Raw genomic sequence first — 13,061 nt, 5'->3', positions numbered from 1 at the left:
TCCTCTGAATGCGGTCCTTGCGCGTGCAACTACCGCATTCAGAGGACTAAACGCGGGGAAGGGGACGGGACCAACGTCCTGACCGGGTGCGACGTAGGTCCCGTTGAGGGCGCCCCGGCGTTTTCACCTCGACCACACTGCCTACGCTCCTTTGCGTGAACTCCGTTACCGAGCTGGCGCTCTCCGGGCCGCTGCTGCTCGCCGCGGGTGTCGCGCTGCTGGCCGGGACGATCTCCTTCGCGTCTCCGTGCGTCGTGCCGCTGGTGCCCGGGTATCTCGCGTACCTGGCGGCGCTGGTCGGCGCGGACGCCCCCGCGGTCAGCGCCGACGAGGAGCGCAAGAAGGGCCGCTACGCCGTCGTCGGCGCGGCGGCGTTGTTCGTACTCGGGTTCACTGTCGTCTTCGTGGTGACGCTGGGGACGCTGGTGTGGATCGCCGACGTCGTCCAGCTCAACATGGACCTCCTCCAGCGACTCGGCGGCGTGCTGACGATCGCGATGGCGCTGGTGTTCCTCGGCTGGATCCCCGGTCTGCAGCGCGAGTTCCGCTCGCATCATGTGCCGCGCGGCGGACTCTGGGGCGCGCCGGTGCTCGGCGCCGTCTTCGGCCTCGGCTGGACGCCGTGCATCGGGCCGACGCTGTCCGCGGTCATGTCCATGGCCAGCGCCACCGGCGGGGCGGCGGCGCGCGGGTACGTGCTGATCCTGGTCTACTGCCTCGGTCTCGGCGTGCCTTTCCTCCTCATCGCGTTCGGGGCCCGCTGGGCCGTCCGCGCGACGGACTGGCTGCGCCGCCATGGCCGCCAGGTCCAGGTCTTCGGCGGCGTCCTGCTGCTGATCGTCGGCGTCCTGCTGGTAACCGGACTGTGGGGCGACATGACCGGCTGGATCCGGAACACCCTCGTGACCGAACTCAGGCTGCCCTTGTGACCACCACTGACGCTCCGCCCAAGAACGAATATCGTTCGACGCCGCTGAAGCGCGTCCTCGCGTTCCTGCGCAACACCTGGCGCGGGCTGACGTCGATGCGCACCGCGCTCGTGTTGCTGTTCCTGCTCGCGCTCGCCGCGATGCCGGGCGCCCTGCTGCCGCAGCGGAACCTCAACGTCGCCAAGACCGACGAGTACATCGCCGCGCACGGCTGGTGGGGCGAACTGCTCGACCGCACGCAGTTCTTCGAGGTCTACGGCAGCGTCTGGTTCTCCGCGATCTACATCCTGCTGATGATCTCGCTCATCGGCTGTCTCGCGCCGCGCAGCTTCGAGTACGCGAAGGCGATGCGCGCCAAGCCGGTGATCACCCCGCGCCGCCTTTCGCGGATGCCGCACCACTTGTCCACCACGACCGACCGGACGCCCGAGACGGTCATGAAGGACACTCACGCGCTGCTCAAGGGCTGGCGCCGCGTCGAGCGCGAAGAGGCCGACGGCGTGCGAAGCATCTCCGCCGAGCGCGGGTACCTTCGCGAGACCGGCAACCTCGTCTTCCACTTCGGGATGCTCGGCCTCATCATCTTCTTCGCGCTGGGCAAGCTCTTCGGCTACGAAGGCCAGGTCATCGTCCAGGCCGACAACAGCCAGTGGTGCAACTCCGGCATCCTCGGCTACGACACCTTCAACGCCGGGCTGCGCGTCGACGGCACAGACCTGAACCCCTTCTGTATCCGCCTGAAGGACTTCGAAGCGCGCTACACCCAGGCCGGGCAAGCGAACTTCTACCACTCCAACATGGAGTACCAGTCCGGCGAAGACCTGCAGACCGGCGCGTGGAAGCCGTACGGACTCGAGGTCAACTCGCCGCTGCGCACCGCGGGAGACCGCGTCTACCTGCTGAACTTCGGCTACTCGCCGAAGTTCACGGTGACCTTCCCCGACGGCACCGTGCGCACCAACATCACGCCGTGGCGTCCCGCCGACGAGCCGACGAAGCTCTCCGAAGGCGCGACGAAGATCGACCAGCCCGGCATCACCGACCCGGTCGAGCGCCGCACCCGGCAGCTCGCGATCACCGGCCTCCTCGCCCCGACGGCGTTCCTGCACGGCAACGTGCTGACGTCGTCGAGGCCGGAGGCGAAGAAACCGGCGGTCGCCGTCGACATCTACCGCGGCGACCTCGGGCTCGACGCCGGCCGCGGGCAGTCGATCTTCCAGATCGACCAGTCGCTCGTCGAGGACGGCAGGCTCAAGAAGCTGACCCGGCAGAACCTGGACCAGGGTCAGGAGACCGTGCTGGACGACGGCACGAAGGTCCGCTTCGACGGCGTCCAGGAATGGGTCGCGATCCAGGTCTCGCACGATCCGGTGCAGGGCTGGGTGCTGGTCTGCGCGGTCGCGATGCTGATCGGGCTGGCGGGATCGTTGCTGGTCAAACGCCGTCGGATATGGGTGCGGGTGACCCCGGCACGTGAAGGTGAGACGGGTACCGTGATCGAGGTCGCCGGGCTGGCGCGCACCGATCAGGCGGGCTACGGCGAAGAGTTCCAGCGGATCAGCGACAAGCTGGTCCAGGGGCAGAGAGGCAACTAGAGATCATGCCGATCAACGAGACGCTGTCCCAGTACAGCGACTACTCCTACACCACCGCGGCGGCGATCTACGTCATCGCGCTGATGTTCGCCCTCGTCGAGCAGGGTTTCGGGGCAAAGGGCCGACTGGCGGCGGAGCGCAGTATCCAGCGCTCGCGCGAACTGGTCGGCGCGGGCGGTCCGCCGTCGACGGCGCAGCTGCCTGGGACGGCCTACGAAGCCCCGCGCGAGATCGGCCGTCCCGAGCGCATCGGCCGCATGGGCGCCGCGCTGCTGGTGCTGGCCGCGCTGCTCCACCTCTCCGCGATCGTGCTGCGCGGGCTCGCCGTGCACCGCGCGCCGTGGGGCAACCTCTACGAGTACGGCATGGCCACGACGTTCATCGCCGTCGTGACCTGGATCGTCATCATGCGGAAGTTCCCGGTCCGCCATCTCACCGGCTTCCTGCTGCTGCCGGTCGTGATCCTGATGTTCGTCAACGGCACCATGCTGTACACGACGGCCGCGCCGGTGCAGCCCGCGCTGCAGTCGTACTGGCTGATCATCCACGTTTCCGCGGCGATCATCGGTTCGGGTGTCTTCCTGGTGCCGGGTGTCGCGAGCGTCCTTTACCTTTTCCGCGCCGCTCACGACGACAATCCGGCGAAGTTCGCCAAGTTCGGCTCGAAGCTTCCCGCCGCGGACGTGCTCGACCGCATCGCCTACCGCACCACCATCTTCGCCTTCCCGATCTTCACCTTCGGCGTGCTCTGCGGCGCGGTGTGGGCCGAGGCGGCGTGGGGCCGGTTCTGGGGCTGGGACCCCAAGGAGACCGTCGCGTTCGTGGCGTGGGTCGTCTACGCGGCGTATCTCCACTCGCGTGCGACCGCGGGCTGGCGCGGGAAGCGGGCCGCGATCATCAACATCGTCGGATTCTCCGCGACGATCTTCAACATGTTCTTCGTGAACCTGGTGACTTCGGGTCTGCACTCCTACGCCGGGGGCTGACCGCCACCGCTGCACGGTCGCCGACTACCGTCAATACTGAGGTAGGGGGATGACGTGCGCGGAGGAGGAATTCAGCGGTGACCGGACCCAGTGAAGAATCGGCTCCTGGCCACCCCGAACCCACCGAGAGCGCTCCGCCCTCGGAGTTGTTCTCCGAGGACCGGACGGACTCGGCCCCGCACCCGAACCCGGCCCCGGTCGGCTTCGAATCCGAGCCGACCCAGGCCGTGCAGCCGCAGTACCCCCAGCAGGCCGAGTATCCGCAGCCGGCGCAGTACGCGCAGCAGCCCGCCCAGCAGCAGCCGCCGTTGCCGCAGCCGTCGCAGGGGCAGTACCAGCAGCCCTACGACCAGAACCTGCCGCCGCTGCAGCCGCAACAACCCCAGCAGGCCCAGTACCAGCCGCAGCAGCAGTACGCGCCGCAGCAGCAGCCTCAGCCGGTCCAGCAGCCCGGTCCGCCCGGGCTCCCGCAGCCGCAGGGCAGGCACGCGCTGCCGGACGAACTCGCCACCGCGAGCCTGGTCAAACCACAGAAGCGCAAACCGCAGTCGGGGTGGCGCAAGGCGCTGTACGTCGGCACCGGCAAGCTCATCAACCCCGGTGAGAGCCCGGCCGACACCCGCAAGCGCGAACTGATCGCGCAGATCAACCAGCCGCTGCGCGGGTGCTACAAGATCGCGATGCTGAGCCTCAAGGGCGGCGTCGGCAAGACCACCACGACGACCACGCTGGGCTCGACGTTCGCGTCGCTGCGCGGTGACCGCGTCGTCGCCGTCGACGCGAACCCCGACCGCGGGACGCTGTCGCAGAAGATCCCCATCGAGACCACCGCGACCGTGCGCCACCTGCTGCGCGACGCGGACAAGATCACCAGGTACAGCGACGTCCGCTCGTACACGTCGCAGGGCGGCAGCCGACTGGAGATCCTCGCCAGCGAGCAGGACCCGGCGGTGTCGGAGGCGTTCTCCGAGGACGACTACCGGCGCACGGTCAACCTGCTGGAGCATTTCTACAACATCGTGCTCACCGACTGCGGGACCGGCTTGATGCACTCGGCGATGAAGGGCGTCTTGGACGTCGCGGACGCGCTGGTCGTGGTCTCTTCAGGCTCCGTCGACGGTGCGCGCAGTGCCTCGGCGACGTTGGACTGGCTGGAGGCACACGGCTACGGCGACCTGGTCAAACGGTCTGTCGCGGTGATCAACTCGGTGCGGCCGAAGGGCGGCTCCGTCGACCTCGACAAGCTCTCCGCGCACTTCGGCGCACGGGTCCGCTCGGTCTGCCGGATCCCGTTCGACCCGCACCTGGAAGAGGGCGCGGAGATCGAACTGGACCGGCTCGACGCCGACACCCGGCTGGCGTTGCTGGAACTGGCCGCCACCGTCGCCGACGGTTTCGGAGGCCAGCAGTACCGGCAGGTCCAGCCCTAGCGGCTCTTACTCCATCCATGCCCCGCCGCCGCCCTCAACGGAGGAGCGGCGTTCCCGGGCCTACTCTTTGTCGTCCTCTTTACCTTTGCGCTGCTGCTCGCCGAGCTTGCGCAGGAAGTCGGGGTCGTCGTCCGGGGCCAGCGTCGGCCGCGACGAGGGCACCCCGACGCGCTCGATCCCGAACGCGCGCCACAACACAACGGCGACGGTGAGCGCTCCGATGGCCGCGAGCAAATAGATCATGCTCGGTCCCTTTCCGCGTGGAGGACGTTGCTCAGTCCCACGAGGCTAGCCTCTTTGCCGCGCGCGGGGGGACCTACGGATACCCCAATGTGACGAAGGGCCGGTTTGCGCCCTTCGTCACTGGAGTCGTATCTGAGAGAAATGCCAGGTCAGACCTTGCGAGCGGGTTCGCTGGCGTCGGTGGTCAGCTCGGCGAGGAGCTCGTTCACCTCGGCCTCACGGAACCGGCGGTGTCCGCCGGGGGTGCGGATCGAGCCGATCCGGCCCGCGGTCGCCCAACGGGTCACGGTCTTGGGGTCAACCCGGAACAGGGCCGCCACTTCACCGGGGGTGAGCAACCTTCCGCCCATGGTCGCGGTCATTTTCCGCCTCCTTCACGGCTTCACTGCTAAACCGGCTTCACTGCCAAAACCGAAACGGGCCTTCGTGCCGGGTGGCCAACACGGCAATCGTTGCATCTCACCCGTCAGGTACTCGAACGGTTGTCCAACAGTAAAGAGCCCTTAAAGGTCAAAACCGACAACCGCGACATGCGCCGGTGAACCCGCAGGTCTTGTCACAGAAGTACGAAAACGCGCCCTGGTCATGCGAATCGGCGCATGGCCCCTAAGGTGTAGCGGTGGACCAGGTGGATCGGAAGATCATCGCGGCATTGCGGGAGAACGGCCGGGCTACCTACGCCGACCTCGGCCGATCGGTCGGGCTCTCAGCGTCATCAGTGCACGAGCGGGTCGGCAAACTCGAGGCCTCCGGCGTCATCACCGGCTACCACGCCATGGTCGATCCCAGCATGGTCGGACTCGGGGTGACGGCGCTCGTCGGCATCCACCCCACCGACACCGCTGCCGACGACGAAGTAGCGGAGGCGCTCGGAGCGCTCGACGAGGTCGAAAGCTGCTACGCCGTCGCGGGTGACGAGGCGTTCGTCGTCAAGGTGCGGGTGGCGACCGTCGACGATCTGGAGGCGGCGCTCAACCGGCTGCGGCGCATCCCCGGCGTCGGCCGGACCAACACCACCGTCGTGCTTTCCACGCGGTTCGAGGGGCGACCCAACAACGCGGGTCTGGACGACGGCCGCAACGGCGGCGCGTAACCTGCGTTGATGTGAGCGATACGCCGGAAACCGCCGATCACCTGGCCCGTGACCTGACGCTGTACGTGCTGGCCAGGTTCGTCCTGGTCGGTGTCATCGCGGGCGGGTTGCTGCTGGTCAACGTCCCGCTGCTGGTCGCCTTGCTGATCGGCCTGGTGGTGGGGCTCCCGCTGGGCCTGCTCCTGTTCCGCCCGCTGAACGCGCGCGTGACCGCCGGGCTCGCCCGCCGCAACGAAAAGCGCGCCCGCGCCCGCGCGGAACTGCGCTCGCAGCTGCGCGGCGACCGAGTGGACGGGGCGGCGTGAGCCGGCTGCACAGCCGGAGCTGGGTCCGCGAGGCCGTCCGCATCATCGAGGCCGACGCGAACCGCAGCGCCGACACGCACCTGCACGTCTTCCCGCTGCCCGCGGACTGGAACATCGACCTCTACCTGAAGGACGAGTCCGTCCACCCGACCGGCTCGCTCAAACACCGGCTCGCCCGGTCGCTGTTCCTGTACGGCCTGGTGAACGGCCAGATCGGGCAGGACACCGTGCTCGTCGAGGCCTCCAGCGGCTCGACGGCGGTTTCGGAGGCGTACTTCGCGCGGATGCTCGGGCTGCGGTTCATCACCGTGGTGCCGCGAAGCACGTCGCCGGAGAAGATCGCACTCATCGAGTTCTACGGCGGCGAGTGTCACTACGTCGACCGCGCCCCCGACATGTACCCGGAGGCCGAGAGGCTCGCTTCGGAGTGCAACGGCCACTACCTCGACCAGTTCACCTACGCCGAGCGCGCGACGGACTGGCGCGGCAACAACAACATCGCCGAGTCCGTGTACGCGCAGATGCAGTCCGAGCGGCACCCCGTGCCCACCTGGATCGTCGTCGGCGCCGGCACCGGCGGAACGAGCGCGACCTTCGGCCGCTACGTCCGCTACAAGCGCCACACCACGAAGATCGCCGTCGTCGACCCGGAGAACTCGTCGTTCTACGGCGCCTGGGAGACCGGCGCGCTCGACTACGCGACCGGCATGCCTTCGCGGATCGAAGGCATCGGACGCCCCCGCGTCGAGCCGTCGTTCGTGCCCGGCGTCATCGACGAGATGCTCCAGGTGCCCGACGCGGGCTCGCTCGCCGCCATCCGGCTGCTGCGCGAACGCACCGGACACTGGGCGGGCGGCTCGACCGGGACCAACCTCTTCGGCGCCTTCACGCTGATCTCGCGGATGCTCGCCGAGGGGCAGGCGGGCAGCGTCGTCACGCTGCTGTGCGACGGCGGCGAGCGGTACGCCAACACGTACTACAACGACGAATGGCTGGCGCAGAAGAGCATCGACATCGAGCCGTACCGGGAGATGTACCAGGAGTTCCTGGTGAGCGGGAAGTTCGCTCCCTCGCTCTGACGGTCGCTGCCCGAGCCTGGGATGTCGTGACCGGCCCTTTCGTGCCGCACCGTGTGGATTTCGGGACGTTGGATGACCCGAAATCCACACGGTCGTGCCTCAAAGGTCCGGTGACGGGGGTTCTGGAGGGTGAGCGGTCGGGGTGCCCTGAGCATGGCGGGACCGGATCACCAAAGGAGCAAGGGACCTTTGCTATCGCCTGGGGCGCATCTAGTGGTCGCCCAGGCGTCGAAGGGGCACGCCTGGTGGTCCGAGGCGGAAATCTCAAAGAATGAACGGTCCGTTCATCCCTCCCCGGCGGTCCGGTGACGGCGCCGCCGGTAGCCGGGAAGCCGCTAGATCGAGAGCGCGACAGCGGTCAGGATCGCCCAGCCCAGCATCGCCAGACCGGTGTCCCGCAGCGCCGGGATCAACGCCCGTCCCTGTTCGCCGCTGCCGACGGCCTTGACCGACTTCAGCAGCAGCGGCGCGGTCAGCAGGCCCACCAGCGCCCACGGCGTCACGAAGGCGAGCAGCACGCTGACGACGTAAGGCACGGCCACCAGCGCCAGGTAGAGCCGCCGAGTGCCCTTGTCGCCGAGCCGGGTGGCGAGGGTGCGCTTGCCGGACTCGATGTCGGTCGGGATGTCGCGGAGGTTGTTGGCGGTCAGCACGCCGGTCGAGAACGCGCCGACCGCGACGGCGCAGCCGAGCGCTGTCCAGCTGATCTGTCCGGCTTGGACGTACACGGTGCCGAGCACGCCTGCGAGGCCGAAGAAGACGAAGACCGCGATCTCACCGAAACCGTAGTAGCCGTAAGGCTTTTTGCCGCCGGTGTAGAACCAGGCGCCGAGGATGCAGACCGCTCCCATGGCCAGCAGCCACCAGAGCCCGCTCATCGCGACGAGCACGAGTCCGAGGACTCCGGCGAGTCCGAGGGCCGCGAGAGCGGCCGCCAGGACGGCTTTCGGCTTCGCGACTCCGGAGCCGACCAGCCGCAACGGGCCGACGCGGTTCTCGTCGGTGCCGCGGATGCCGTCGGAGTAGTCGTTGGCGTAGTTGACACCGACGATCAGGGCGAGAGAGACCAGCAGGGCGAGCAGCGAGCGCGACCACGAGAACCCGTCGAGCGCGACGGCCGCGCCGACTCCGGCGACCACCGGCGCCACCGCGTTGGGCAGCGTCCGCGGGCGCGCCCCTTCGATCCATTCACCAGCAGTCGCCATGCCGCCATTCTGGCCTTGGCGACCACCTGCCGGTATGCGGGGCTCGTCACCCGCTCGCGGTGCCGAGCCACCGCGAGCGGACGACGAATCCCGCTACTTCAGATCCTTGATGGTGTCTTCGAGCGTCCAGGTGAGTGTGCCGCTGTTCGGAACGGCGGTTTCCGGTTCGTCCGCCAGCGCGGGCCCGGCCAAAGCGACCAGACCCATCGTGACGGCGGTGCAGGCCAATACTGTGCGTGTCCAGCGCGTCATGCCTTAGACGTAAACCCGCGGGTAATGATCGTGTCAACAACGTCCCAGTAATCGGTGGAGAATTCACGACCTTCGTAGGAGATTTCGGACGGCCGTCCTGTCGACCTTTCCGGGGCCCCGCAACGGTAGTTCTTCCGTGAATTCGACCCGCTTCGGAGCGGCCGCCGCACCGGCCTCTTCGCGGCACGCGGCACGAAGGGAATCGACGTCGCAACCAGCGCCGACGACGAGTGCGACGACCGCCTCGCCCCACTCGGGATCAGGTACTCCGACCACGCACGCGTCCCGGATTCCGGGCTGCGCGGTCAAGATCCGTTCGACCGCCGCTGCGGCCACCTTCACCCCGCCGGTGTTGATCATGTCGTCGACCCGCCCGAGGACCTCCAGACGCCCATCGGGTGACAACCGGCCACGGTCGGAGGTGCGGAAGCGGCCCCCTTCGAAGGCCTCCGCGGTCAGGTCGGGTCGCAGTCGGTAGCCATGCGCGAGGACGTCACCCGTGATACAGACCCGCTCGTCTTCGAGTTCGACGTGTACTCCATCCAGCGGTACGCCGTCGTAGACGCAGCCGCTCGCCGTCTCGCTCATGCCGTACGCGGGCACGATCTTCACACCCGCTTCGGCCGCGCGCTCCCGGAGTTCCGCGGTGGTCGCCGCGGCGCCGACGATGATCGCGTCGAACGCGCGGGCCGCCGCCAGTCCCGGGCCGCCCGCGTCGAGCAGACGGCCGAGCTGGGTCGGCACGAGTGCGGTGTAGCGCGTCCCGTTCAGCGCGAGGAGCGGCGAGGCGGCTTCGGCGAAGTCGTCCGGCCGGAAACCGCCGGCGTGCACCACGGCGGGCGTCGTCCCGGCCAGCAGCGAGCGGACGAGCACCTGCAGCCCGCCGATGTACTGAGCCGGGGTCGCGAGCAGCCAATGGCCCGGCCCGCCGAGCCGCGTATGGGTCGCGCGCGCCGACGCGGCCAGCGCCGCGGCCGACAGCAGGACACCCTTGGGTTCGCCGGTGGACCCCGAGGTGGCGATGATCACCGCCGTCCCGGGCTCGGCCGGGCGTGTCGGCTCCATCGCGTCCCGCAGGGCCTCCGACGCGTAGGGGAGGATGGCCGCGCCGCCCCCGAGCGCCTCGGCCAGCGCCGAGGTCAGCTCGGTGATCGACGCCGGACTCCCGTCCACCCCTATCGCACGCATCCCGCCAGCCTATGCCCGCGTTTAGTCCTCTCGATGCGATCGTTGCGCACGCAACTACAGCATCGAGAGGACTAAATGCGGGGTCTCAGTAGTAGTAAGGGAAGGCCGACCAGTCGGGGGAGCGTTTCTCCAGGAAGGAGTCCCGGCCCTCGACGGCCTCGTCCTGCATGTAGGCCAGCCGGGTCGTCTCGCCGGCGAAGAGCTGCTGGCCGACGAGGCCGTCGTCGGTGAGGTTGAACGCGTACTTCAGCATCCGCTGCGCCGTCGGCGACTTGCCGTTGATCGCCCACGCCCAGTCCAGCGCCTCGGCCTCCAGCTGCGCGTGCGGGACGGCCGAGTTGACCGCGCCCATCGCCTGCATCTGCTCGGCCGTGTACTCGCGGCCGAGGAAGAAGATCTCCCGCGCGAACTTCTGCCCGACCTGCTTGGCGAGGTACGCCGAGCCGTAGCCGCCGTCGAAGGAGCCGACGTCGGCGTCGGTCTGCTTGAACCGCGCGTGCTCGGCCGACGCGAGCGTGAGGTCGCACACCACGTGCAGCGAATGCCCGCCACCGGCCGCCCAGCCCGGGACCACCGCGATGACCACCTTCGGCATGAACCTGATCAGCCGTTGGACCTCGAGGATGTGCAGCCGTCCGGCCCTGGCCGGATCGATCGTGTCGGAGGTCTCCCCATCCGCGTACTGATACCCGGAGCGTCCGCGAATACGCTGGTCACCACCGGAACAGAACGCCCAGCCGCCGTCCTTCGGCGACGGGCCGTTGCCGGTGAGCAGGACGCAGCCGACGTCCGAGCTCATCCGCGCGTGGTCGAGCGCGCGGTACAGCTCGTCGACGGTGTGCGGCCGGAAGGCGTTGCGGACCTCGGGACGGTCGAACGCGATACGCACCACGCGTTTGCCTGAGCGGCTCTCAGAGGAGCGGTGATAGGTGATGTCGGTGAAGTCGAAACCTTCGACTTCCGTCCATGAGGCGGGGTCGAACAGCTCGGAAACCTGGGCGTCATCCACGTTTGGGAGAATAGGACGTGTGGCTGTGAGTCGTAGTGTGAAACCCGAGGTCTGCCGGTGAATCCTTCCACCGCGCAGGCCAGGGTCATCGTCGACGAGCTCGTCCGCAACACCGTTTCCCACGTCGTGCTCTGTCCCGGCTCCCGCAACGCCCCGCTCTCGATCGCGCTGTACGACGCGGCGGCGGCCGGACGCCTCCAGCTGCACGTCCGCATCGACGAACGCGGCGCCGCCTTCCTCGCCCTCGGTATCGCCGCGCGCACCGGCCGTCCGGTGGCCGTACTGTGCACCTCGGGTACCGCGGCCGCGAACTTCCACCCCGCCGTCCTGGAGGCCGACCGCGCCGGCGTCCCGCTGATCGTCCTGACCGCCGACCGCCCGCCCGAGCTGCGGGCCGCCGGGGCGAGCCAGGTCATCGACCAGCACCAGCTCTACGGCAACGCCATCCGCTACTTCGACGAGCTCGCCGTCGCCGAACGCCGTGCCGGGCAGAACTCGTACTGGCGCGGCCAGATCTGCCGCGCCTGGAACGCCGCGTACGGCGAATGGCGCTGCGGGCCGGTGCATCTGAACATCCCGTTCCGCGAACCGCTCGTGCCGGACCTCGACGACGGTGACAAGGCCGGCGAGTGGTTCGAGTCACTCGAAGGACGTCCCGACGGCGCTCGCTGGACCGAACTTCCCGACTTCGGCGCGCTTCCGTCCTTCGTGGTGCCTTCGGCTCGTTCGGGCCTGGTCATCGCGTGCGACACCGGCGTGCAGGCCGCCAGTGAATGGGCCGAGCTGCACGGCTGGCCGGTCGTCTCGGAGACCGGCGGCATCGGGCTGGCGGGGGCGACGGCGATCTCGCACGGCGCCTGGCTGCTCGGTGTCGAGGAGTTCATCTCGCGGCACAAGCCCGAGCAGGTGCTGTGCATCGGCCGTCCGACGGTGTTCCGGCAGGTCCAGCGGGTCCTGTCCGATCCCGACGTCGAGGTGCTGCTGGTCCGGCCCGATTCGGACTGGCCGGCGCCCGCGCACAACGTCCGCCAGGTCGGGCAGTGGTTCGACGAGCCGACCAAACCCGCCGATCCGGAGTGGCTCGCGAGCTGGCAGCGCGCGGACAAGGCGGCGTCGTCGGCGGTCGCCGAAGCGCTGGCGGGCGAACCGTGGCCGAGCGGATTGCGCCTCGCCTCCGAGCTGATCGACGCCGTTCCGGAGGGGTCGCTGCTGGTCGTCGGCTCGTCCAACCCGACCCGCGACGTCGCGCTCGCCGGACGCCTGCGGCCGGACGTGCTGGTGCACCGCAACCGCGGCGTCGCCGGGATCGACGGCATGGTGTCGACCGCGATCGGCGCCGCGACCGTCCACAGGGGACATTCGTACGCCCTGCTCGGTGATCTCACGTTCCTGCACGACGCGAGCGGCCTGCTGACAGGGCCCGCGGAGCAGCGCCCCGATCTCACGATCGTGGTGCTCAACGACGACGGCGGCGGCATCTTCTCGCTCCTGGAGCAGGGCGCGCCCGAGCACAACGCCAGCTTCGAACGCGTCTTCGGCACGCCGCACGGCGCCGATCTCGGCGCGCTGTGCGCGGGCTACCGCGTCCCGCACGTCGTCGCGGAGACGCTCACCGAGTTCCGGGCGGCCCTGAAGCCCGCGCCAGGTCTGCGAGTGGTGGAGGTCAGAGTGGACCGGACGCGCCACCGTGAGCTGCACGCGCGACTCCGTACGGCGGTGTCTTCCGCGGTGCGGGCTGTATGAAGTG

Annotated in this window: 14 protein-coding genes; 8 read left to right on the top strand and 6 right to left on the bottom strand. The window is 68.9% G+C overall.

Translation table 11 applies throughout. From position 1 onward, the window contains the following. Nucleotides 1–155: 155 nt before the first annotated feature. The 4 genes from H5J31_RS25130 to H5J31_RS25115 all read left to right on the top strand — a co-directional run bounded on the left by H5J31_RS25130 (nucleotide 156) and on the right by H5J31_RS25115 (nucleotide 4,940). A complete protein-coding gene (locus tag H5J31_RS25130; protein WP_181775100.1) occupies nucleotides 156–929 on the top strand; it encodes a cytochrome c biogenesis CcdA family protein in 774 nt (257 codons plus the stop codon). After that, on the top strand, nucleotides 926–2,524 hold the full coding sequence (gene resB / locus H5J31_RS25125) for a cytochrome c biogenesis protein ResB (RefSeq protein ID WP_181775099.1): 1,599 nt from the start codon (nucleotides 926–928) through the stop codon (nucleotides 2,522–2,524). The genes H5J31_RS25130 and resB overlap by 4 nt, the downstream gene beginning before the upstream one ends. A 5-nt stretch (nucleotides 2,525–2,529) precedes the next feature. Beyond that, the gene (gene ccsB / locus H5J31_RS25120; RefSeq protein WP_181775098.1) at nucleotides 2,530–3,510 is read left to right on the top strand and encodes a c-type cytochrome biogenesis protein CcsB; all 981 of its coding nucleotides are present in this window, start codon (nucleotides 2,530–2,532) and stop codon (nucleotides 3,508–3,510) included. A 77-nt stretch (nucleotides 3,511–3,587) separates the two neighbouring features. Further along, entirely contained in the window at nucleotides 3,588–4,940 is a 1,353-nt protein-coding gene (locus H5J31_RS25115; RefSeq protein ID WP_181775097.1) for a MinD/ParA family ATP-binding protein, read from the top strand. Nucleotides 4,941–5,000: 60 nt separating this feature from the next. Here H5J31_RS25115 and H5J31_RS25110 read toward each other — a convergent pair whose 3' ends face one another. Continuing rightward, a complete protein-coding gene (locus H5J31_RS25110) occupies nucleotides 5,001–5,183 on the bottom strand; it encodes a hypothetical protein (RefSeq protein WP_181775096.1) in 183 nt (60 codons plus the stop codon). A gap of 149 nt (nucleotides 5,184–5,332) precedes the next feature. Further along, a complete protein-coding gene (locus H5J31_RS25105; protein WP_005151795.1) occupies nucleotides 5,333–5,545 on the bottom strand; it encodes a BldC family transcriptional regulator in 213 nt (70 codons plus the stop codon). Nucleotides 5,546–5,802: 257 nt separating this feature from the next. Between H5J31_RS25105 and H5J31_RS25100 the strand changes: the two genes are divergently transcribed. Genes H5J31_RS25100 through cds1 form a run of 3 tightly spaced genes read left to right on the top strand, consistent with a single transcriptional unit; the run spans nucleotide 5,803 to nucleotide 7,660 of the window. Further along, entirely contained in the window at nucleotides 5,803–6,276 is a 474-nt protein-coding gene (locus tag H5J31_RS25100) for an Lrp/AsnC family transcriptional regulator (protein ID WP_181775095.1), read from the top strand. 11 nt (nucleotides 6,277–6,287) lie between these two features. Next, entirely contained in the window at nucleotides 6,288–6,581 is a 294-nt protein-coding gene (locus tag H5J31_RS25095; RefSeq protein WP_181775094.1) for a DUF4229 domain-containing protein, read from the top strand. Beyond that, nucleotides 6,578–7,660 (top strand): L-cysteine desulfhydrase Cds1, encoded by a 1,083-nt coding sequence (cds1, locus tag H5J31_RS25090; RefSeq protein ID WP_181775093.1) that lies wholly within the window; start codon nucleotides 6,578–6,580, stop codon nucleotides 7,658–7,660. Before H5J31_RS25095 ends, cds1 begins: the two co-directional genes overlap by 4 nt. Before the next feature lie 335 nt (nucleotides 7,661–7,995). Here the strand turns inward: cds1 and H5J31_RS25085 are convergent, their stop codons facing one another. From H5J31_RS25085 to H5J31_RS25070, 4 genes are all read right to left on the bottom strand, one after another. Beyond that, nucleotides 7,996–8,865 carry a 1,4-dihydroxy-2-naphthoate polyprenyltransferase gene (locus H5J31_RS25085; protein WP_181775092.1) on the bottom strand — a complete coding sequence of 290 codons (870 nt, stop codon included), beginning with the start codon at nucleotides 8,863–8,865 and terminating at the stop codon, nucleotides 7,996–7,998. 93 nt (nucleotides 8,866–8,958) lie between these two features. Further along, the gene (locus tag H5J31_RS25080; RefSeq protein ID WP_168214479.1) at nucleotides 8,959–9,117 is read right to left on the bottom strand and encodes a hypothetical protein; all 159 of its coding nucleotides are present in this window, start codon (nucleotides 9,115–9,117) and stop codon (nucleotides 8,959–8,961) included. Between the two features lie 63 nt (nucleotides 9,118–9,180). Beyond that, nucleotides 9,181–10,305, bottom strand: coding sequence for an o-succinylbenzoate--CoA ligase (menE, locus tag H5J31_RS25075; RefSeq protein WP_181775091.1), 1,125 nt, complete (start codon nucleotides 10,303–10,305; stop codon nucleotides 9,181–9,183). Nucleotides 10,306–10,390: 85 nt separating this feature from the next. After that, nucleotides 10,391–11,314, bottom strand: a complete 924-nt coding sequence (locus H5J31_RS25070; RefSeq protein ID WP_181775090.1) for a 1,4-dihydroxy-2-naphthoyl-CoA synthase — start codon at nucleotides 11,312–11,314, stop codon at nucleotides 10,391–10,393. 57 nt (nucleotides 11,315–11,371) lie between these two features. Here H5J31_RS25070 and menD point away from each other — a divergent pair, with 57 nt between their 5' ends. Continuing rightward, a complete protein-coding gene (menD, locus tag H5J31_RS25065; protein WP_181775089.1) occupies nucleotides 11,372–13,057 on the top strand; it encodes a 2-succinyl-5-enolpyruvyl-6-hydroxy-3-cyclohexene-1-carboxylic-acid synthase in 1,686 nt (561 codons plus the stop codon). The last annotated feature ends 4 nt before the right edge of the window (nucleotides 13,058–13,061 follow it).

This window comes from Amycolatopsis pittospori, assembly GCF_013870525.1.
Taxonomy (GTDB): Bacteria; Actinomycetota; Actinomycetes; order Mycobacteriales; family Pseudonocardiaceae; genus Amycolatopsis; species Amycolatopsis pittospori.
Note: the sequence above shows the minus strand (reverse complement) of the source record. Positions and strands in the feature narration are given on the sequence as shown.